The organism is Isoptericola sp. NPDC055063, assembly GCF_053608125.1.
This window is the reverse complement of the sequence record NZ_JBSGUW010000008.1, coordinates 100,751-121,799: the sequence shown is the minus strand read 5'-3', so window position 1 is coordinate 121,799 and position 21,049 is coordinate 100,751. Positions and strand designations below refer to the sequence as shown.

General features: G+C 74.8%; 19 protein-coding genes. 3 read left to right on the top strand and 16 right to left on the bottom strand.

All coding sequences use genetic code 11. The annotated features are described in order from the left end of the window. Nucleotides 1-110: 110 nt before the first annotated feature. The 11 genes from ACWF41_RS11610 to ACWF41_RS11560 all read right to left on the bottom strand — a co-directional run bounded on the left by ACWF41_RS11610 (nt 111) and on the right by ACWF41_RS11560 (nt 15,366). The gene (locus ACWF41_RS11610) at nt 111-1,892 is read right to left on the bottom strand and encodes a dipeptide ABC transporter ATP-binding protein (protein WP_380326860.1); all 1,782 of its coding nucleotides are present in this window, start codon (nt 1,890-1,892) and stop codon (nt 111-113) included. After that, the gene (locus ACWF41_RS11605) at nt 1,889-2,866 is read right to left on the bottom strand and encodes an ABC transporter permease (RefSeq protein ID WP_380326857.1); all 978 of its coding nucleotides are present in this window, start codon (nt 2,864-2,866) and stop codon (nt 1,889-1,891) included. The genes ACWF41_RS11610 and ACWF41_RS11605 overlap by 4 nt, the downstream gene beginning before the upstream one ends. Then, the gene (locus tag ACWF41_RS11600; RefSeq protein WP_380326854.1) at nt 2,859-3,785 is read right to left on the bottom strand and encodes an ABC transporter permease; all 927 of its coding nucleotides are present in this window, start codon (nt 3,783-3,785) and stop codon (nt 2,859-2,861) included. The genes ACWF41_RS11605 and ACWF41_RS11600 overlap by 8 nt, the downstream gene beginning before the upstream one ends. Before the next feature lie 247 nt (nt 3,786-4,032). Continuing rightward, the gene (locus tag ACWF41_RS11595; protein WP_380326653.1) at nt 4,033-5,658 is read right to left on the bottom strand and encodes a peptide ABC transporter substrate-binding protein; all 1,626 of its coding nucleotides are present in this window, start codon (nt 5,656-5,658) and stop codon (nt 4,033-4,035) included. 187 nt (nt 5,659-5,845) lie between these two features. Continuing rightward, nucleotides 5,846-6,589 carry an ABC transporter ATP-binding protein gene (locus tag ACWF41_RS11590; protein WP_380326650.1) on the bottom strand — a complete coding sequence of 248 codons (744 nt, stop codon included), beginning with the start codon at nt 6,587-6,589 and terminating at the stop codon, nt 5,846-5,848. Further along, the gene (locus tag ACWF41_RS11585; RefSeq protein ID WP_380326647.1) at nt 6,586-7,533 is read right to left on the bottom strand and encodes an ABC transporter ATP-binding protein; all 948 of its coding nucleotides are present in this window, start codon (nt 7,531-7,533) and stop codon (nt 6,586-6,588) included. Before ACWF41_RS11585 ends, ACWF41_RS11590 begins: the two co-directional genes overlap by 4 nt. Before the next feature lie 25 nt (nt 7,534-7,558). Continuing rightward, nucleotides 7,559-10,294: an FtsX-like permease family protein gene (locus ACWF41_RS11580; RefSeq protein WP_380346736.1), complete on the bottom strand. Its 2,736-nt coding sequence runs from the start codon at nt 10,292-10,294 to the stop codon at nt 7,559-7,561. Then, the gene (locus ACWF41_RS11575; RefSeq protein ID WP_380317430.1) at nt 10,294-13,248 is read right to left on the bottom strand and encodes an FtsX-like permease family protein; all 2,955 of its coding nucleotides are present in this window, start codon (nt 13,246-13,248) and stop codon (nt 10,294-10,296) included. The genes ACWF41_RS11580 and ACWF41_RS11575 overlap by 1 nt, the downstream gene beginning before the upstream one ends. 252 nt (nt 13,249-13,500) lie before the next feature. Further along, a complete protein-coding gene (locus ACWF41_RS11570; RefSeq protein ID WP_380317427.1) occupies nt 13,501-13,716 on the bottom strand; it encodes a hypothetical protein in 216 nt (71 codons plus the stop codon). Between the two features lie 29 nt (nt 13,717-13,745). After that, nucleotides 13,746-14,567: a GNAT family N-acetyltransferase gene (locus tag ACWF41_RS11565; protein ID WP_380317424.1), complete on the bottom strand. Its 822-nt coding sequence runs from the start codon at nt 14,565-14,567 to the stop codon at nt 13,746-13,748. 64 nt (nt 14,568-14,631) lie between these two features. After that, the gene (locus tag ACWF41_RS11560) at nt 14,632-15,366 is read right to left on the bottom strand and encodes a TetR/AcrR family transcriptional regulator (protein ID WP_380317421.1); all 735 of its coding nucleotides are present in this window, start codon (nt 15,364-15,366) and stop codon (nt 14,632-14,634) included. 49 nt (nt 15,367-15,415) lie between these two features. On the opposite strand from ACWF41_RS11560, the gene ACWF41_RS11555 reads away from it, so the two are divergent. Together ACWF41_RS11555 and ACWF41_RS11550 are read left to right on the top strand one after the other, a co-directional pair. After that, a complete protein-coding gene (locus ACWF41_RS11555; protein WP_380346734.1) occupies nt 15,416-16,279 on the top strand; it encodes an alpha/beta fold hydrolase in 864 nt (287 codons plus the stop codon). Between the two features lie 32 nt (nt 16,280-16,311). Further along, complete coding sequence (locus tag ACWF41_RS11550; RefSeq protein ID WP_380317416.1) at nt 16,312-16,836, top strand: NUDIX domain-containing protein; 525 nt, start codon at nt 16,312-16,314, stop codon at nt 16,834-16,836. A 10-nt stretch (nt 16,837-16,846) separates the two neighbouring features. Here ACWF41_RS11550 and ACWF41_RS11545 read toward each other — a convergent pair whose 3' ends face one another. Beyond that, a complete protein-coding gene (locus ACWF41_RS11545) occupies nt 16,847-17,287 on the bottom strand; it encodes a GNAT family N-acetyltransferase (RefSeq protein WP_380317414.1) in 441 nt (146 codons plus the stop codon). Nucleotides 17,288-17,376: 89 nt separating this feature from the next. On the opposite strand from ACWF41_RS11545, the gene ACWF41_RS11540 reads away from it, so the two are divergent. Next, a complete protein-coding gene (locus ACWF41_RS11540) occupies nt 17,377-18,081 on the top strand; it encodes a LysE family translocator (RefSeq protein WP_380317411.1) in 705 nt (234 codons plus the stop codon). Here ACWF41_RS11540 and ACWF41_RS11535 read toward each other — a convergent pair. The 4 genes from ACWF41_RS11535 to ACWF41_RS11520 all read right to left on the bottom strand — a co-directional run bounded on the left by ACWF41_RS11535 (nt 18,045) and on the right by ACWF41_RS11520 (nt 20,896). Next, a complete protein-coding gene (locus ACWF41_RS11535; RefSeq protein WP_380317408.1) occupies nt 18,045-18,431 on the bottom strand; it encodes a hypothetical protein in 387 nt (128 codons plus the stop codon). The genes ACWF41_RS11540 and ACWF41_RS11535 overlap by 37 nt on opposite strands. Nucleotides 18,432-18,485: 54 nt before the next feature. After that, entirely contained in the window at nt 18,486-19,250 is a 765-nt protein-coding gene (locus ACWF41_RS11530) for a phosphatase PAP2 family protein (protein ID WP_380317406.1), read from the bottom strand. A 93-nt stretch (nt 19,251-19,343) separates the two neighbouring features. Then, nucleotides 19,344-19,799, bottom strand: coding sequence for an SRPBCC family protein (locus ACWF41_RS11525; RefSeq protein WP_380317403.1), 456 nt, complete (start codon nt 19,797-19,799; stop codon nt 19,344-19,346). Nucleotides 19,800-19,843: 44 nt separating this feature from the next. Then, nucleotides 19,844-20,896: an FAD-dependent monooxygenase gene (locus ACWF41_RS11520; RefSeq protein WP_380317400.1), complete on the bottom strand. Its 1,053-nt coding sequence runs from the start codon at nt 20,894-20,896 to the stop codon at nt 19,844-19,846. Nucleotides 20,897-21,049: the final 153 nt, after the last annotated feature.

Genomic DNA, 21,049 nt, shown 5'->3' with positions numbered 1-21,049 from the left:
GAAGAAAACGCGCCGTCCCCCTTCCTTGGACACGGAGGGGGGGGCAAGGAAGGGGGGGGGGGGCCCGCCCGGCTGCGCTGGGTCCCCCCCCACCGAGATGGTGCTTCTCGTCAGCCCGCGATCGCGGACCCCTCCAGCCCGGCGCCCGGGATGGCGGCGAGCAGGTCGCGCGTGTACTGCTCGCGCGGGTTGTCGAACACCTCGTCGGTGGTCGCCTGCTCCACGACCTTGCCGGTCTGCATCACGACGACCTGGTCCGCGATCTGGCGGACCACCGCGAGGTCGTGCGTGATGAACAGGTACGACAGGCCCAGCTCCGACTGCAGGGTGCCCAGCAGGTCGAGGATCTGCGCCTGGACCAGCACGTCGAGGGCCGAGACGGCCTCGTCGAGCACGATCACCTCGGGGCGCAGGGCGAGCGCGCGCGCGATGGCGATGCGCTGGCGCTGGCCGCCGGAGAGCTCGTTCGGGAACCGGCGCATCGCCGACTGGGGCAGGGCCACCATGTCGAGCAGCTCCCGCACCCGCTTCTCACGCTCCTTCTTGGAGCCCACCTTGTGCAGGACGAGCGGCTCCTCGATCGAGCGGAAGATCGAGTACGTCGGGTCGAGCGAGCCGTACGGGTTCTGGAACACCGGCTGGATCCGGCGGCGGAACGCGAACGCCTCCTTGGTGGAGTGCGTCGCGATGTCCTGGCCGTCGAACTCCACGCTGCCCGAGGTGATGTCGAGCAGGCCGAGCACCATGTTCGCGGCCGTCGACTTGCCGGAGCCCGACTCCCCCACCAGCGCGAGCGTGTGCCCGCGCTTGAGGGTGAAGCTCACGTCGTCGACGGCCTTGAACTCCGTCGCCGACCCCGGCCGGCTGCCGCGGATGGTGAACACCTTGGTGAGGTTGCGCGCCACGACGATGTCCGTCGGGCCCGCGGCCTTCGCCCCGGCGCGGGGCACCGTGGCGTCGAGGTCCGGGGCCAGCAGGTCGTCGGACTCCTCGCCGGCCTCGCGCGCCACCTGGATGCGGCGGGACGCGAGCGACGGCGCCGAGGCGACCAGGCGCTTCGTGTACGGGTGCTGCGGGTCGGCGAGGATCTGCCGGGCCGGGCCCGACTCGACCACGCGGCCCTTGAACATCACCACGAGGTGCTCGGCGCGCTCAGCGGCCAGGCCCAGGTCGTGCGTGATGAACAGGACGGCGGTGCCGAGCTCCTGCGTGAGGACCTCGAGGTGGTCGAGGATCTGCCGCTGCACGGTCACGTCGAGCGCCGACGTCGGCTCGTCCGCGATGAGGAGCTTCGGCCGCGAGGCCAGCCCGATCGCGATGAGCGAGCGCTGGCGCATGCCGCCGGAGAACTCGTGCGGGAACTGGCGCGCCCGCCGCGCGGCGTCGGGCAGGCCGGCCTCCTGGAGCAGGCCCGCGACGCGGTCCTTGCGCTCCTTCTTGCCGCCCTCGAAGCCGTTCGCCTTGAGGGCCTCCTCGATCTGGGTGCCGATGCGCCACACCGGGTTGAGGTTCGACATCGGGTCCTGCGGGACGAGGCCGATGTCGCGGCCGCGCATCGCCTCGATCTCCGTGCGGGGCAGCCCGACGATCTCGCGACCGTCGAACATGATGCTGCCGCCCGTAACCTTGCCGGTCCCCGGGAGCAGGTCGATCACGGCGTGCGCCGTGGTCGACTTGCCGGAGCCCGACTCGCCCACGATCGCGACCGACTGGCCCGGGTAGACGGTGATGTCGGCGCCGCGCACGGCGTGCACGTCACCCTCGGCGGTGGTGAAGGTGACCTGCAGGTCGCGGATCGCGAGCAGCGGCTTGTCGGTCCCGGCCTCATAGGTCGAGCCGTCGCCCCCACCGGCGGGCAGGTTGCCGTTCGTCACTGGGAACTGTGTCGTCATCGCTTCCGTGCCTTCGGGTCGAGGGCGTCGCGCACGACGTCGCCCATCATGATGAAGCCGAGCACCGTGAGGGCGAGGCCGCCGGCCGGGTAGAAGAGGATCTCCGGGGCCACGCGGATGGACTTCTGCGCCATGCTGATGTCGCCGCCCCACGAGACGGTGCTGGGCGGCAGGCCGATGCCGAGGAAGCTCAGCGTCGCCTCCGCGACGATGAAGGTGCCCAGCGCGACCGTCGCGTACACGATGATCGGGGCCGCCGAGTTGGGCAGCACGTGCTGGAGCAGGATCCTGCCGCGGCCCATGCCGAGAGAGCGGGCGGCCGTGACGAACTCGTTGTTCTTCACGGACATCACGGTGCCGCGCGTGATGCGGGCGATGGACGTCCAGCCGAACGCCGCGAGCACGAACGCCACGGTGAAGCTGGTGCGGTTGGTGGTGACCGACATGAAGACGATGGCGGCCAGCACCAGCGGGATCGCGAAGAAGATGTCGGTGATGCGCGACAGCACGGCGTCGAACCAACCGCCGTAGTAGCCGGCGACGGCGCCCATGGCGGTGCCGAGGATGACCACCATCACGGTCGACATGACGCCCACGAGCACCGAGGCCCGCGCGCCGTAGATCGTGCGGGAGTAGATGTCGCAGCCCTGCTTGTCGAAGCCGAACGGGTGCCCGGGCTCGGGGCCGGCGAGCGACTTGGACAGCACGCAGTCGAACCGCGGGTGGATGCTGGTGAACAGACCCGGGAAGGCCGCCACGAGCACCACGAGCAGGATGATCGCGGCCGACACCCAGAACAGGGGCCGGCGGCGCATGTCCCGCCACGCCTCGCGCCACAGGCCCGAGGGGGCCGCGTCGGTCTTGACCGCGTCGACGGCGCCGAGGCCGCCCTCGTCCACCTCGGCGGCGAAGTGCTCCTGCCCGGGACGGGGTCGCCGTCCGCCGGGCACGGTCTCGAAACGGTTCTCAGGCATAACGGATCCTCGGGTCGAGGGCGGCGTAGAGGAGGTCGACGAGCAGATTCGCGAGGATGTACACGAGGACCAGCACGGTGGTGATCGCCACGACCGTGACGTTCTCGCCGCGGATGATCGCCTGGTACAGCGTGCCGCCGACGCCCTTGATGTTGAAGATGCCCTCGGTGACGATCGCCCCGGCCATGAGGTTGCCCAGGTCGGCGCCGAGGAAGGTCACCACGGGGATGAGCGAGTTGCGCAGCACGTGGCGGCCGGTGACCTGCGAGCGGCGCAGGCCCTTCGCACGCGCGGTGCGCACGTAGTCGGCGCTGAGGTTCTCGCCGACGGACGTGCGGGTCAGCCGCAGCACGTACGCGAACGACGTCGCCGCCAGCACGACCGCGGGTAAGAACAGCTCGTACAGGCCTGGATCGTTGCCGACGCTGACGGGGAACCACCCCAGCTTCACGCCGAAGACGAACTGCATGACGAAGCCGATGACGAACGTCGGCACGGCGATGACCACGAGGCTGATGACCAGCACGGTCGCGTCGAAGAAGCCGCCCTTGCGCATCCCGGCGATGAGGCCGAAGAAGATGCCGAAGACGCCCTCGAGGATGAGGGCCATGATGGCGAGCTGGAAGGTGATGGGGAACGCCTGCGCCATCACGTCCGTGATCTCACGACCACGGAAGTCCACCCCGAAGTTCAGCGTGAACACGCCACGCAGGAACAGCAGGTACTGGACGATGAACGGCTTGTCGAGGTTGTACTCCGCGCGGATCTGCTCCTGCACCGCCTCGGGGAGCCCACGCTCCCCGCCGAGGCCGGCCACGGGGTCACCGGGCCGCAGGAACACCATCGCGTACAGCAGGAGGGTCGCCCCCAGGAACACAGGGATCATCTGCAAGAGCCTGCGTCCGAGATACCAGAGCATGTGTCTATTCTCCTCGTTCGCTCCGGGGATCCCCCGGGCTACGGGTCGTTGTCCGGCCGTCGTTGCCCGGACAGGCTCGGGGGCGGGGCGTGCGTCGTCGGCACACCCCGCCCCCCTCACGTCGGGTGGCCGCCCGCGACGCTACAGGACGTCGTCGGCGGCATCCGAATCGGACGACCGGCCCAGGACGGGCAGACCGGGCGTCCGGCCTGCTCGTCCCGGGCCGGTCGACCTCACCGGCTGAGCGTCACTTCTCCTTCGTGACCTGGTACAGCAGCGGGTCGCTGTCCCAGCCGAAGACGACGTTGTCGACGTCCTCGCCGTAACCGGCGGTCACGTTCTGGTACCACAGCGGGATGCCAGGCATGTCCTCGAAGAGGATCGTCTGGGCCTGCTTGTAGAGCTCGAGCGCCTTGGTCGGGTCGGACTGGCCGTTCGCCTCCTTGAGCTTCGCGTCGAACTCCTTGTTCGAGTAGCCCATGTCGTTCGAACCGGCACCCGTGCCGTAGATCGGCCCGAGGAAGTTGCTCATGGCCGGGTAGTCGGCCTGCCAGCCGCCGCGGAACAGGCCCTTGAGGGTCTCGTTGTCGCGAGCGTCGAGGAACTCGTCGAACGTCGGGAACGGCGCGAACTCGCAGTCGACGCCGAGCGCGCTACGGATGTTGTTGCAGACCGCGTCCACCCAGGTCTGGTGGTCGGAGTCGGCGTTCGAGGCGATCGTGATCGGCTGGTCACCGAACTTCGAGATGCCCTCGGCCTCGTCCCACAGCTTCTTGGCGCCCTCGGGGTCGTAGTTCAGGACCTCGTTGCCCTCGACGTCGTCGGACCACCCGTCGATGACCGGCGAGCTGAAGTCCTTCGCCGGCGTGCGGGAGCCGTTGTAGATCGTCTTGGTGATCTCGTCGCGGTTGATCGCCATCGACACGGCCTTGCGGCGCATGTGGCCGGCCTCGCCGCCCCACTCGGGCAGGTACTCCGGGACGTTGACGACCTGGATGACGGCCGCCGGCTGGTTGACCGCGCGGTCGCCCAGCTCGTCCTCGAACGTGGCGAAGGCCGACGACGGGACGTTGGTGACGATGTCCAGGTTGCCCGAGAGGAGGTCGTTGTACGCCGTGTCCTCCTCGGTGTAGGCGATCAGGTCGATGCCGCCGTTCTGAGCCTTGCGGTCACCGTTGTAGTCGGCGTTGGGCTCCAGCGAGATCTGGTCGTTGTGCTCCCACGACTTCAGCTTGTACGGGCCGTTGCCGACCGGCTTCTCACCGGCAGCCTTCGGGTCGTCGAAGAACGAGTCCGGCAGCGGCATGAACGCCGCGTAGCCCAGACGGGTCTTGAAGTCGGACTCCGGCTGCGTCAGCTTCACGGTGAACTCGGTGTCCGACACGACCTTGAGGCCCGTCAGCTCCGAGTCCTTCTCGTACGAGAAGCCCTCGATGGGCTCGAAGAAGTACGAGAGGTTCTGCTTGTTCGACAGCTTGGCGCCGTAGTTCCACGCCTTCACGAAGCTGTCCGCGGTCACCGGGGTGCCGTCGGTGAACTTCCAGCCGTCCTTGAGCGTGATCGTGTACGTCTGCTGGTCGTCCGTCTCGATGGACTCGGCCATCTCGTTGTGCACGGCGCCATCGGCGTCGTAGTACACCAGGCCGGCGAAGAGGTTGTTGATGACCTTCGAGCCGTACGTCTCGTTGGTCATCGTCGGGATGAGCGGGTTCTGCGGCTCGCCGTTGCTGACCGTCACGATGCCGGTCGTCGGGCCGCCGTCGCCGCCCGTGGCCTCGGGGTCGTCCCCGGAACCGCCACCGCACGCGGACAGCAGCAGGGCCGAGGTCAGGGTAAAGGCCCCGATGCCTGCAAGTCGTCGTCGAGGTGTCACGTGTCCTCCTGAGTTGGGTCGCTCACCGGAGGGGGTCACCCCTCGGTGAGGTACAGGCGCGTGTGCGCGCGCACTGCACTGTGCGCCGGTGAGCCTAGTCACGTCTCGGCCCTTGGTCATACCCTTGGTCCGGTTTGCGCCCGGAACCGTGACCATTCCGGTATCTGCTCGCAACTTCCAGGACCACTCACGGGAGGGTCACCAGCCGGCCGTCGCGCACCACCAGCACGCGGTCGGCCATCGCCACCAGCTCGGGGTCGTGGGTCGCCACCACCGCCGCCACCCCGCGGGAGTGCACGAGGTCGCGCAGCAGCACCATGACGCGCCGGGCCGTGGCCGAGTCGAGCTGCCCGGTCGGCTCGTCCGCGAGCAGCACCCGCGGCCGCGCCACCAGCGCCCGGGCCACCCCGACGCGCTGCTGCTGCCCGCCCGAGAGCTCGTACGGTCGCTGGTCGGCGTGGTCCGCGAGGCCCACCGCCTCGAGCGCCTCCGCGACCCGGGACGCGCGCTGCGCCGCGTCCACGCGCGCCAGCCGCAGGGGCACCTCCACGTTCTCCGCCGCGGACAGCACGGGCACCAGCCCGAACGACTGGAACACGAAGCCGATCTCGGTGCGCCGCACCGCGTGCAGCTCGTCCTCGCCGAGGCCGCCGAGCTCGCGCTCCGTCGCGCCCGGGCCGCCCTCGGCCGCCGGGTCCGCGCCGAGGTGCACGGTGCCCGACGTCGGGCGGTCCAGGCCGCCGAGCAGGTGCAGCAGCGTGGACTTGCCCGACCCCGACGGGCCGACGACCACCACGAGCTCGCCCGCGCCGACCTCGACCGACACGTCCTCCAGGGCGCGGACCTCGCCCGCGCCCGAGCCGTAGACCCGCGACACGTCCGTCGCGCGCAGGACCGCCGTCGCCTGCGGGCTCGTCGTGGTGACGCTCATCGCTCCTCCTCCGACCGGCCCCGACGCCCGTCCGGCCGGACCTCCACGTGGTCCTCCTCCAGCGCGAGGCGCACGCGGTCGCGCAGGTCCAGCGCGCTGACGAAGTCCTGGGGCAGCTGCATGCGGCCCACCCGGTCCAGCACCGCGAACTCCTCGGCCACGTGCCGCTGCGCGCCGTCCTCGTCGATCTCCGTGCGCCGCAGCACCTCGGTGGACGTGCGCCCGTCTCGGATCTGCACGGTCCGGGCGACGTGCTCCGAGACCGCCGGGTCGTGCGTGACGATCAGCGTGGTCACGCCCGTCTCCGCGTTCACCGAGCGCAGCGACTCCAGCACCTCCGCGCTGGTCGCCTCGTCCAGCTCGCCGGTGGGCTCGTCGGCCAGGAGCACGCGCGGCGAGCCGGCCACGGCGACCGCGATCGCGACCCGCTGCTGCTGGCCGCCCGACATCTGCGCCGGCACCCGGTCGGCGAGGTGCCCCACCTCGAGCATCTCCAGCAGGTCGGTCACCCGCGCCGCGCGGTCGGCGCGCGCGCCCGTCCGCGCGATCTCCAGCGGCACCCGGACGTTCTCCGCCGCCGTGAGGTACGGCAGGAGGTTGCGGCCCGTCTGCTGCCAGACGAAGCCCACCGTGGACCGCTGGTAGCGCACCCGGTCGCGGCGCGTCATCGCCAGCAGGTCCGTGCCCGCGACCGACGCCGAGCCGGCCGTGGGCAGGTCCATCCCGGACAGGATGTTCAGCAGCGTGGACTTGCCCGAGCCGGACGCGCCCACGACGGCGACGACCTCGCCGCGCTCCACCGCGAGGTCCAGGCCCTGCAGGGCCTGCACCTCGATCCCGTCGGTCGCGAAGATCCGCACGAGCCCGCGGCAGCGGATCTCCTCGAGCGCCGGACCGACCGCGTCGGCCGCCGGCCCGGGCGTCTCCTCCTGGGTCACCGCCATGTCGTCACCACCCTGTCGTCCTCCCTCATTCCGCCGCCTCCCGCAACCGCTCCGTCGTCGCGCCCCGCCGGCCGACGACGGCGGCCAGGGACGCCCCCACGACTACCGTCACCACGAACCCGGCCACTCCCGCGGCGACGAGCCACGGGTCCACGCTCAGCTCCGGCTGCGGGCCGCCGCCGGTCAGCGGCGTGAGGTCCACCGTGGCGTGCAGCAGCGCGGGCACGCCCACCCCCACGGCCGCGCCGACGAGCAGGGCGCCCAGCGCCCACGGCGCGACCTCCCACGCGACCAGCCCGCGCGACTCCGACCGGCGCAGGCCCATCGAGCGCAGCACGCCCAGCAGGCGCTCCCGGTCCGGCGCGGCGAGCACGAGCGTCAGCGCCACCGTGAGCGCCACCAGGACGCCGGCGAGCACGACGGCCACCAGGGCCGCCGTCGTGATCCCCTGGGCGGCCGGCGAGTCGAGCACCTCGGCCGTCTCGGTGCGCAGGTCGTCCACGGTCAGCTCGGGGACCGCCGCGCGCAGGGCCACGGCGACCCGGGCCGGGTCCGCGCCGTCCTCCAGCGAGAGCAGGGCGCTGCGCGGCTCCGTCTCCATGTCGAGCGGGTCGGCGAGCAGCCCGGAGTCCATCACCACGGTCGACGGCGCGTCGCTGACGCCCGGGACGCGCCCGGCGGTGCCGAGGGGCGCGACGTCCGCCGTCTCGTCCCGCAGGGCGAGCTCCAGGCCCTCGGTCCCGGCGTCGACGCCCGGCACCCGCAGCGCCAGGAACGGGAGCGTGTCGTCCGCGCCCGGCGACGCGAGCGCCGCGACGTCCGGCGGCGCCTCGGGGACGCCCTCCTGCACGGTCGCCAGCGCGGCCGCGTCGACGGCCACCACCTGCACCGTGCGGTGGCGGCCGTCCGGCCACGTCAGGTGCCCCACCTCCGGCAGGAGGGTGGCCCGCGCGACCTCGGCGACGCCGTCCACGTCGCGGATGGTCGTGAGGACGTCGTCCGACAGGAGCGGCCCTCCCACGCGCAGGTCGGCGCCGAGCCGCACCTGGGCCTGCCGGGCGACGCCCTCGTCGATCGTCGTGAGCACCACCGCCGACGACGCCCCCACCGAGACCGCGAGGACCAGCGCGAGCGCGGGGACGACGCCGCCCGCGGGCGCGCGCGTGGCCCGCGCGGCGCCCAGGAACGGCACGAGGTCGCGGCGCCGGGACAGCAGCCGCTCGAGCCCGCGGGCCAGCCACGGGATGGCGCGCACCGCGACCAGCGCGGCGGCGGCTGCCACGAGGAGCGGGGTCGCCGCGAGCAGCGGGTCGACGCCGCCGGCGCCTGCCCCGCCGACGACCCCCCGGCGCAGCAGGAGCAGCACCGCGAGCGCCGCGACGCCGAGCACCGACAGCTCCACCGTCCGCCGCCAGCGGCCCCCGGTCGCCGCGCGCACGTCGCTGCGCTCGGTGCGCAGCGAGCGCGGCACGGTCACGGCCGCGGCCGCGACGGCCGGGGCGAGCGCGGCCGCGGCCGCGCACAGCACCTGCACACCCGTGACGGCTCCCGGCCGCACCAGCAGGCCGAGCAGCACGCCGAGGACGGCGGCGGGCAGGCTCACGGCGAAGCCCTCCGCCGCGGTGAGCAGGCGCAGCCAGCCCCCGGTCGCGCCACGCGCGAGCAGCACGGCGAGCGCCCTGCGCCGCCGCTCCACCACGAGGCGGGCGGCCAGGACCATGACCGCGCCGAGCGCCCCCAGCGGCCCCACGACGAGGACGGCGAGGACCGCGTCGGTCGCCACCCGGTCGCGCAGCAGCTGGTCGAGCACCTCCGACAGCGTGGTGCGCCCCTGGAGCTCCACGGCGTCGTTCGGCACGATCGTCAGCGTCTCGTGGGTGAACCCGCGCAGCTGGTCGGCGAGCGCCTGGACCTCACCCGACTCGATGCCCTCCACGGACACCGGGTACCACAGGACCGTCTGGGGGCCGCGGAAGGCGAGCCCGGAGATCATCGCGGGGTCCACGTACACGGCGGCGACCGCGGTGGTCGAGCCGTTCGGCGTCATGCCCAGCTGGGCGCGGCGGCCGAAGGGCTGGTGGTACCAGGCGTCTGCCCCGTCGTCGACGGGCTCGGTGATCCCGACCACCTGCAGCGGGGGGAACTTCCACCCCTCGAGCGCGTAGGTGCCGCCGACCTTCCAGCCGAGCGTGTCCGCGGCCTCGCGGGTGAGCACGCCCTGGACCGGCACGTCGCCCTCGGGGCCGTTGTAGCCGAGCGTCACCGGGGTCGGCTCGGGCCACTCCCCCTCCACGAGGCGCATGTCCTCCTGCAGGCGCGGGGACGCCCGGAACACGGCCTGCGGGATCTCGATGCCCGAGCCGGGAACCTGCTCGGTGAGCATCTCCTTCGTGGAGACCGCGAAGGACGGCTCCCCCAGCACGTCGCGCAGCGGCCGCGGCTGCTCGTCCCGCAGCGACACCATGCCGTCGAGGAACTCGATCCAGTCCGGCTCGGAGGGGATCCGCTCCGCCGCCGGTGGCTCGACGGGGAGCGCGCCCGTCGGGCCCGGCATGCCGGGGACCGACCCCGACCGGGAGACGACGTCGCGCCGCAGGGGGGACAGCTGCTCGGTGGCGTAGACGACCTGGTGGGCGCGCATCTCGGCGACGGCGCGCGCGGCCGCCGTGGCCGCGCCCGCGGCCAGCACGGTCACCACGGCCAGGACGACCGCCGACCCCCACGCGGTGCGCAGGTGCCGGCGCAGCAGCAGCCGGAGCATCAGCGCACCTCCTCGCGGTAGGTGCCCTCGCGCGCCTGGGCGGCCACGCCGGCGCGCACCGCGAGGGCGACGACCGCCAGCCCGGCCAGGAGCGCGGCCCCGGGGACGAGCGCAGCCGCCGGCGCGAGGGCGGTGGACGCGGGCGGCACGACGGCGTACCCCGTGATGGTGGCCTCGGCGAGGCCGGGGGCCGTGGCGGCGGCCACGGCCCAGCCCGCCAGGAGTCCGACGAGGAGCGCGGCGCCGGTCACGGCGGCGATCTCGAGGGCGCGGTCGTTCCCCTGCGCGCGCGGCGGCATCCCGACGGCGCGCAGCACCGCGACCTCGCCGCGGCGCCCGCGCACGGCCGCGACGCTCACCGCGCCCACGCCCACGAGGGCGAGCGCGACGGCGGCGAGGGCCGCGACCCAGAACGCGCGCCGCACGGGCCCCGCGGCGTCCGAGCGGCCGCCACCGGTGGAGGTGGTCACCACGACGCCGTCGGCGCCGTCGGCCTGCCGCGCGACGTCGCCGGCGGCCGCACCGAGCGCGGTGACGTCGGCCTCCGAGGCGCCGGGCGCCGCCCGGACCCACATCTCCTGGGCGGGGATCACGGTCGAGTCCATGTGGAGGGACGCCGCCTGGAGCTCCGCGAGCCCGACGAGCGCCGCGGCGGGGTGGAGCGCGCCCGGCACGACGTCCACGACGTCGACCACCTCGACGGTGAGCCGGTCGCCGCCCTCCAGAGGCACCTCGGTGCGCTCGCCGACGGTGACGGCCATCATCCCGGCGAGGTCGCGGGTGAGGACGGCGGGCACCGCCTTGCGGCCTGCGGACGCCCCCACGACGCGCACCAGGGCGGACATCTGCTGGTACTCGACGCGCGAGGCGAGGGTCAGCCCGGTGCCCTGCCGGGCGCCGAACGGGATGGCACGGTCGGTGTCCGGCCCGGCGAGGTTCCACGACGTGCTCTCGACGTCCACGGGGGTGGCGGTGCCGTCGCTCGTGGTCGCGTCCATCTCGTCGACGGACAGCCGCAGGGACGTCGCGCGGTTCCCGGGGGCCGGCATCTCCACGTCGAAGGCGACCACGGTCCACTCCCCCGGCGTCCCGTCGGCGGCGTCCGGCGCGGGGGGTACGGCCGCGCGCAGGTCGAGCGTGCTCTCGGCGGGGCCGATCGCGTCCTCCTCGTCGCCCATGCCGTCGACGTCCACGTTCAGCGTGCCGACGTCGAGGGGCAGGAGCTGCCCGTCCGGGTCCGCGAGCCAGAGCGTCAGGGGGATGGTCGAGAGCTCGAACGCCTCGAGCCGCCCCCGCTCGATCGGCGGCGGCGCGCCAGCCCACGCGTCGGCCCACGGCAGGGGCGCGCCCAGCGCGCCGACGTCCTGGGTGACGGACTCGTCCACGATGAAGTACTCGCCGGTGACGGCGAGGTCGAGCGCGTCGGTCCCCGCCGGGAGGCGCGGGTTCTCGGCGTAGAGGTCCGGGTCGGACAGCGCCGCCGCCATCGCGCCGACGTCCTCGCCGCCCGGGTCGAGCGCCGTGCCGGCGATGCGGTCGACCGGCAGGCCCGTCGTCGAGACGGGGACGTCGTCCGCCGCGCCCTCCGACATCCGTGCGGGGGCGGCCGACGCCGCGCCGGGCAGCGACTCGTAGCCCGCCACGGGGCCCGGCGTGCCGGTGTGCGTGACGACGCGGACGTCGCTGCCGGATGCCACGGCCGCCGACGCCAGCCGCAGCTGGGTGCCCGTGCCGACGAAGGCGGAGGCGAGCACGACGCTGCCGGCCGCCACCACCACGAGCACCACCGGGACGGCGGTGACGGCGAGCCGCCGCGCGACCTGCCGGGCCGGGAGCACGCGGGTGTCCGGGCGGCGGGCCGCGAGCGCCGCCCAGGCCCGGGTCAGCGGCCCGAGCAGCACGACCGCCACGACCGCGGCGGCGGCGAGCGCGAGGGCGGGCGCCGCGGCCGCAGCCGGGTCGGACTGCCCACCGTCGGGGGTCGGGACGAGCGGCGAGCCGTAGCGGCGCAGCAGCCAGAGGGTCACCGTCGCGGCGACCAGGACCAGCACCACCGTGCCCCACGTGGCCGCCTGCCGCGCCCGGCCCGACGTGTCCACCAGGCGCAGCGCCGCCGCGGCGCGCGCCTGGAGCCCCTCGAGGGCCACCACGACGAGCACCGCGGCCAGCGCGCACCCGACCGCGGACGGGAGCAGGTCGCCGAGGGCGCCGGAGACGCCCTCCGATGCCAGCATTGCGACCGCCGCGCCGCACCCTGCCGCGGCCCCGACCAGCACGACGACGCCGGCCTCCGCCGCCGCGGCGGCCGTGAGCTGGGCGGGCGACGCGCCGCGGGAGACGAGCAGGCGGACCTCGCCCGCCCGGGTGGCGGCGAGGAGGCGCGCGACCTGCGCGACGGCGATCACGCCCGCGAGCGCCAGGACCATCATCGGGACCAGCGCGACGGCCGAGGCCGCTCCCAGCGACGCCGTGGCGTCCGCCGACCGCTGCCCGAGGTCCCCCGTCATCTCAGCGCCCCGCACCTGGATGTCGTCGTCGGCGAGGACCGTCTCCAGGAGGGCGGCCTGCCCGGCCGTGAAGGCGCGGAGGTCGTCGGGCGTGGTCGCGGCGACGTCCGGCGTGATCGTCCAGCGCACGAACGGGGCGTCCGAGTCGTCGTCGGGCACCTCCGCGCGCGTCACCTCGTACGGGCCGTCGCCGAAGAGCTCCTCGACGTCCTGGCGCATCGCCGCGTCCTGCGCGGCGGGGTCGTCCGCGAGGCGGGTCGTGACCGTGACGACGCCCGGGGAGCCGCCGCGGGTCAGCGCGTCGTCGATGACCCGCGCCTCGGCGGCGCGGACGGTGCCGATCGTCGTGCCGAGCGCCGCCGTCACCGTGGCGACGAGCAGCGCGACGAGGACCAGGAGGCCCCGGTGCGCGACGGAACGGCGCGCGAGCAGCCGTGCGCGACTCATCGGCCCGCCGTCCTGGCGAGCGGAGCGCGGGCGTGGTCCACGTGCCCTCCTGCGTCCTTGCTCGGGCCCGCTCCGGGCCTCGTCGTCGTGTCGTTCCCGCGCCGGTGCGGGTCCAGGGCGGACCTTAGTCCCCCGCAGACGCGCGGCGCGCGACCTCTCGCGAGGGTGCAATCTCTCCGTGCGGGGGCCGTCAGGGTGTAGGGAGGGCGACGCACCGGGACCGGGACACGCGGCCCGCCGCGTCGGGCCAGGTCACGGCCGGTGCGCCCGCTTCTCGTTGCCCCGCCGGTAGTTCCCGGTGGCCCGCGCGAGGAGCTCCTGGTCGGTGTCCGGGTCCTGCCCGAGCAGCGCGACCAGCCGCGCCGCCCGCGCGCCCGAGACCGTGACGACCAGCCGGCCGCCGCGGCTCACCAGGACCGTGCCGTCCTTGGTGACCCGGTGGTCGAACGGGTCGTCGTCGAGCCCCACGTCGTCCCCTCCTCAGCCGGTGGTGCGGCTCAGCGCCGCCACTCGTACGGCGTCGTCGTCGACACCTTGACCAGGCCGGAACGCTCCAGGATGGGCCGGGAGAACTCCGTGGAGTCGCTGTTCAGGTACCGCTTGCCGCGCGCGAGCGCCGACTCGGCGCGGGCGGAGGTGAGCGCGCGGTAGATGCCGCGGCCGCGCCACTCCGGGCGGGTCGACCCGCCCCACAGGCCGGCGAACTCGGTGCCCGGGACCGGCTCGAGGCGCCCGGCGCTGACCACCAGCCCGTCGGCCTCCGCGACCCACAGCTCCATCTCCGGGTCGCGGTCCTGGCGGCGCAGGAGCGAGTCGGCGTGGCCCGACGTGGCGGGGTCGTCGCCGAACACCTCGTCCGCCATCGCGGACATGGCCCGCACGTCCGCCTCGTCGGTGACGCGGCGCAGCGTCACGCCCTCGGGCAGGGGCACGTCCGCGACCAGCGAGCGCGCCTCGCCGATCATGATCGACTCCGGCTCCTCGGGCACGAAGCCGTGGTCGACGAGCGCGTCGTGCAGGCCCGGCGCGACGTCGTGGCCGCGGGTCTTCCACTCGACGCTCGTGATCGTGGCGTCGGCGCGGAAGTGCGCGAGCGCGGAGGCGACGAAGCCGCGGATCGTCGCGGCGTCCGCGCCGCCGAGGTCCCGGTAGGTGACGAAGCCGCGGCCGCCGTCGAAGGTCACGAGCCGCACCGGCCCGAGGCGGGTGACCGCCAGCGCGCTGGGCGTCTCCGCGTCGGTGCGGAGCTGGTCGTCGTAGGCGGCGAGGAGGCTCGTGGCGTCCGCGTCGGCCGGGGTCTGGCCCGAGGGTGAGTTCACGGCCGTCACCCTTCCAGAGCCGCTCTCGGGCGGGCAACAGATTTCGCCGTGGTGCCCTCGCGGGTCAGGGCCTTTCGGCGCCGGGCGCCAGGCCGTGGCACAGGACGTCCACCACGTGCCGCACCGCGGCGCGCGGCGCGTCCCGCCAGTCGTGGGTCGCGTGCGGCGCGAGCGCCGCCGCGCGCGGGTACCGCTCGTCGAGGTCCGGCACGAGGCGCCGCGTCGCCGCCGCGCGCTCCCGCCAGGCCTCGGCCCCCGCGGCGTCCAGGCGCTCGTACTCGGCCGCGGTCTGCGCGGTGGCGCGGACGACGGCGTACAGGGCGGTGACCACGGCGGCCCTGGACGCCGGGGGCACGTCGTGGCGCGCGAGGACGTCGAGCAGCCGCTCGAGCCAGTCCTGCTGCTGCGGGCCGCCCGGCGCGGAGGCCCACGGCAGGTCCACCAGCCACGGGTGCTCCCGGTACAGGGCGAAGAGGCGACCCGCCCAGGCGTCGAGGTCGGCGGCCAGGTCGGGGCCCGGGTCGCGCCAGCCCGGCATCGCCGAGGCGTGGTCCTCCGCGAGCGCCAGCAGCTGCTCCTTGGTGCCCACGTACGGGTACAGGCCCATGGCGCTCAGCCCGAGCCGGGCGCCGACGGCCCGCGTCGACAGGCCGTCGAGCCCGTCCGCGTCGGCGACGGCGACCGCGGCGTCGAGCACCTCGTCCAGCTCGAGACGTCGGCGCGGCCCGCGGCGCGCCGGTGCGGGCTCCGCCCCCCGGTGGCGCCACAGCCGCCGAACGTGCTCCTCGACGTCGTCCATTGCCCCGATCCTCTCATCTGCTTACAGTGTAAGGCGTAACTTCGCCCCCTTGCTGGAGACCGCCATGCCCACCGCCGCCCTGCCCGACGGATCGTCCCTCGACGTCACCACGCTCGGCGACGGCCCTGCCGTCCTGCTCCCCGTCCGGACCGCCCCGCTCGACGGGCCGCAGGCCGACGCGATGCGCGCCTGGGGCGCCGACCCCGACCTCGGCGCCGTCCTCGCGCACAGGGTCGCGGACGCCGGCTTCCGCGTCGTCGCCGCCGACTACGAGGCCCACCTCGCCGCCCACCCCCGGCCCGGCACGCTGACGGCCGACGCCGTCGCGGACGATCTCCTCGCCGTCGCCGACGCCGCGGGTACCGACCGATTCGCCTACTACGGCTATTCGTGGCTGGCGCTCGCCGGGCTGCAGCTCGCGCTGCGCACCGACCGCCTCACCGGCCTGGCCATGGGCGGTTACCCGCCCCTCGACGGCCCGTACGCCGCGATGCTCGCCGTGACCCGCGCCGCGCACCGGCTGGCCCTCGCCCATCGCGACGCCCCGCGGCCCGCGGCGACGCCCGCCCCCGAGCCCGGCGACTGGGGCTCCGTCGAGATGACGCAGAGCCCCGAGCAGACCGGGCAGTACGTGACGCTCTACGAGTCGCTCGACGACTTCGACGACGCCGCTTCCCTCGCCCTGCGCGTGCCGCGCCTCGCCGTCGTCGGCGCGGACGACGACATCGTCTACGGCCCCGGCTGGGGCGACGTCGAGGTCGTCATCGCCGGCGCCGTCGCCCGCCGGCGCCCCGAGCTCGAGGCCGCCGGCTGGACCGTCGCCCTGCTGCCCGGCAAGGACCACATGTCCGCCATGCAGGCCGACGCCGTCCTGCCCGTTCTCCTGCCCTGGCTGGCGGCGCTCCGCGGCTGAGCGTGCAGCCCGCACCGCTAGGGTCGGTGCCCGTGAGCGAGCCAGCGAGCGACCCAGGGCGCGAGCCGGGGAGCCGGCCCGAGAGCTACGTCCGGCGCCTGCGTGCCGTGGTCGGCCACGACCCGCTCTTCCTGCCGGCTGCCTGCTGCGCCGTCCTCGAGCACGACGACGACGGCTCGACCCGGGTGCTGCTGCAGCAACGGGGTGAGCCCGGCGGTCCGTGGGGCCTGCCCGGTGGGGCGCTGGAGCTCGGCGAGACCGTGTCGCAGGCCGCCGTGCGCGAGACCCTCGAGGAGACAGGCCTCGTCGTGGAACCGCACGACCTGCTCGGCGTCTTCTCCGGGCCACGGCCGCACACCTACCCGAACGGAGACGTCGTCCAGTCGGTCGTCACGGCGCTCGTCGCGGGGGTCGTGGCGGGCGAGCTCAGGGCGGACGGCACCGAGACCGTCGCCCTCGGCTGGTTCCGCCTCGACGCGCTGCCGACCCCTCTGTTCGGCCCGCACGAGCTGATGCTCGAGGCGCTCGTCGCCGGAGATCGCGGGGTCTGGGACTGAGCCGCCTCGCTCAGCCCGCGGGCGCGCCGGCCAGGTCGTCCCAGACGACGAAGACGGAGTCGCGGTCGATCTGCGCGCCCGCGGCACGGTAGCTCGCGAGCGCGGCGACGTTGTCCGCCTCCGTGCCGGTCCACATCCCGCGGCAGCCGCGGGCGAGGGCGTGGTCGCGCAGGGCCGCGAGCAACGCGGACGCCACGCCCTGACGCCGCCACGGCTCGTCGACGCCGAGCTCGTACAGGAACATCTCCGGCTCCTTGTCCGGGTGCCGCATCTCCACCCCGGACACGAAGCCGACGTCGCGCCCGTCCGGCCCCCGCGCGAGGAGCACGACGTGGCCGGGCCTCGACAGCGTGTCGGCCGCTCCGTCCGGCCGGACGGGCGCGTCGAAGAGGTGGGACGCCGCGACGAGCTCCGCCGGGTCCGTGACCTGCACGACCGTCCAGTCCGCCATGCCCGCCATCCTCGTCCGCGCCCGCCGCGCCGGCACCCGGGGCGCCGGACGGGTGTCACGGACAACCGTCCGGCCCCTCTCTCCCCACCATGACCCCGCAGGCGCTCGCCTCCGCCCAGGCCGTGACCGGCCTGCTGCCGGCCGCGCCCGCGCTGCTCGGGTTCCTCGGGGCGTCCCTCGCCACGCTCGCCGTGCCCGGGCCGTCGGTCGTGTACGTCGTCGCGCGCAGCACCACCCTCGGACGACGGGCGGGCCTGCTGTCGATGGTCGGGCTCGAGACGGGGGCGGCCCTGCACGTGGTGGCCGCCGCGGCCGGACTGGCCGCCCTGCTCGAGCGGTCGCCCGTCCTGTTCGGCGTCGTCCGCTGGGCCGGTGCCGCCTACCTCGTCTGGCTCGGCGTGCGCGAGCTGCGCGCCGCGCGCCTCCGGCCCGAGCCCGGGAGCGGCGCGGGGACGCCGGCCCGTGAGGCCGCGGCCACGGGTGAGGACGCGCCGCGGGGGTGGCGGCTCGTCGCCGACGGCGTCCTCGTGGACGTGCTCAACCCGAAGACGGCGCTCTTCTTCCTCGCGTTCCTCCCCCAGTTCACCGACCCGGGGCGCGGGGCGGTCGCGCCGCAGCTCGCGATCCTCGGCGGCGCGTTCGTCGTGCTCGCGGCCCTCGTCGACAGCGGGTACGCCCTCGTCGCGGACCGGATGTCGTGGCGGCTGCGCGCCTCCGAGCGCGCCCGGCGCCGCCTCGGCGCCACCTCCGGGGGCGTCTACCTCGTGCTCGCCGGCGCGGCCGTCGTCGTCTGACCGCCGCGGTGGGCGTCGTCGGGCCCGGAGTTGAGCGGTGCCAGGCTCTCGCTGGCCGCCATCCAGGCCGCGAACGTCACGACGCCCGCCTCGAACGCGACGAGCCGGCGGTCCCACCGGCGGCCGGGCCCGGCCGCCGCGCGCACGAGCGCCAGCCCGCCGGCGAGGTTGGCCGCACCCCAGGCGAGGTTGACCAGCGCCGACGACCGGCGGCCCGCCAGCGGGGTGAGATGCTCACGGCCCGTCGCGGCGGACGCCAGGTGCGGGGCGCTGTTGCCGACGAGGAGGCCACCCACGAAGGCGGCGACGTGCCGGCCCCGCGTCGGAGGGAACGGTGCAGGACTGCTCATCCGGACGACGCTCCCAGTGCCGCCCGCGCCGCGCAAGGGCACAGGTCGGGGGCGTCAGAGGTGTCGCGCCACCGCGCGCCGGGGTCGCAGCCGCCAGTCGCGGCGGTCGGCCTCCACGAGCAGCCGGAGCAGGAGCCCGCCGACCAGCAGGCCGCCCACCAGGTCGCTGATCCAGTGCCAGCCGAGGAAGTAGGACACGGCCACCGCGTCGAGGGCGACCAGGCCGACCAGGAGACGCAGCCAGCGCATCGTGCGCGCGGACGCGCGCGTCCAGCGGCCGACCAGGTACACGGCGGTGCCGTAGATCAGCACCGCCTCCGCGGCGTGCCCGGACGGGAAGCTGATCCCGCTCCAGCCGAGCTGACGCAGCCCGCCGTCGAACAGGTCGGCGTCGTCGGTGGTGGGCGCCGGCCGCGCGAGCAGCACCTTCAGCAGGCCGACTCCCCCGTAGAACGCGAGCTCCGCCATCGCCGCGCACCACAACGGCCGCCACGTGCGACGCCGCCACGCGAGGGTGCCGGCGACGGCCAGCAGCACCGGGAGGCAGACCGCCTGCCCGGCGATCGGGTCGAGCACGTGCTGGATGAGCGGTTGCAGGCCGGGCGTGAGACGCCGGGCCCAGAACCCGTGCGCGGCCTCGTCGACCTGCCGGAAGGGGCCGGCGGCGAGCAGCGTCACGACGACCAGCCCGGTCAGGAGCGCGGGCGCGGAGGTGAGGCGGGCGAGCTGTTCGTCGGGCCGGCTCGCGCGTACCGCCCGGGTGTCGAGGTGCGAGCCGTCGAGGGCGCGCACGGGCGCGTCGGGAGCCTGGAGCAACATCGCGCCCAGGGTAGGCAGCACCGGCTGGGCGTCCCCTGACCGTGGGGCGTGGGGCGGGTGTGGTGTCCCGCACGTTCGCGCCCGCCGGCCGGCTCAGTCGCGCGGCGAGAGCGCCGCCAGGAGCCACCGGTTCCGGGTGCGCAGCAGCCGCGTCATGTACCCGGTGAGGACGACACGGTCGACCAGGCGGCCCAGCGGCCCGGCGGGCGACGTGAACTCGACGACGTCCGTCATCAGCGTGCCGCCGGGGACGGCCTCGAACCGGTGCTCGTGCCACCACCGCCGGAACGGCCCGGTCACCTGCTCGTCCACGAAGCGGTGCGGCGCGTCGTGCGCGCTGATCCGCGACGTCATCCGGAACGGCACCCCGAAGTGCCGCGCCCGCCAGGTGACGGTGTCGCCGAGGCCCATGAGCCCCGTCGTCACGCCGCCGACCGCGCGCTCCCCCGACCTGCTCATCGACGCGGCGTGGGCGTCCACCGACAGGCTCGCCGCGAAGCACGCCTCCGTGGACGACGGGATCTCGGTGGTCAGCACGATCGTCGGCACCGGCCGATGGTAGGCCTGCTGCCTGGGCCCCGGCGGCGCGGCCGTCACCCGCCGAGCAGCGCGACGGCCGCGCGGCCCTTCGCCTGGTTCGCGGCAACGGACGGCCGCAGCTCGCGCTCGTACGCGGCGAAGGCGTCCCTGTGGTCGCCGCCCGCGGCCAGGGCGTCGTTGAGGCTGCGCGCGAGGACGTCGGCGCCCACCAGCGCCTGGGACGTGCCCATGCCCGACGTCGGGGCGGCGCAGGCGGCAGCGTCGCCGACCAGCACGACCCGGCCCACGGACCAGCGGTCCAGCTCGACCTGGCAGGTGGACGCGAAGAGGAAGTCGTCCGCGGCGGCCATGTCGCGCAGGAGGCGCGGCACCTCCCAGCCCGCGCCCTCGAACGCGGCGCGGACCAGCTCCTCCTGGTGGGCACGCCCGAGGCGGTCGGCCCGGGCCGAGTCCGTCGCAAACGACAGGCTCACCGTCATCCGCTCCGCGTCGTGGGCGCTGAACGCCAGCACCGCGCGCCCGGGGACCGCCTGCAGCAGCACCTGGTGGTCGAGACCGAACCGGTTGGCCGTGGTGAAGCCCGCGCCCGACATGCCGAGGTGGCGCACGTGGGCGTCGTGCGGGCCGAGCACCAGCCGGCGGACCGCCGACCAGACGCCGTCCGCCCCGACGACCAGGTCGTACGTGCCAGGCGCCGAACGCTCGAACGTGACGTGCACGCCGTCCTCGTCCTGCGTCAGCGCGCGGATCGAGTCGTCGAAGACGTAGCGGACGTCCTCGGCGGTGACGCGGTGCAGGATGCGCGTGAGGTCCGCCTTGGGGACCTCCAGGCCGCCCGAGAACTCCTCGGGGGGCAGCTCGCCGACCCGCGCGCCGTCCGCGTCGACGAGCACCGTGCCCCGCATCCGCGTGTCGTGGCCGCGCACCTCGTCCAGCACGCCCATCCGCTCCAGCACGTCGAAGGCCTCGCCGCGGAAGTCGACCGCGTACCCGCCGGCCCGGACCTCCGGGGCCCGCTCCACGACCGTCACGTCGTGCCCCTGGCGCACCAGCCGGTACGCCAGCGCCGGCCCGGCGACGCTCGCCCCCGAGATGAGAATCCGCATGTCCCGCTCCTTCGTGCCGTGGTCGTCGTGCCGTGGTCCCGGGCGCCCCGTGCGGGGGCCCTCCCCCAGACCGGAGGGGGGGGGCCAGGGCACCAACGAAGACCCCCGCAACGAAAGCTTTAACCCGGAGTCAGGGAAAGAGGGGGATGGGGA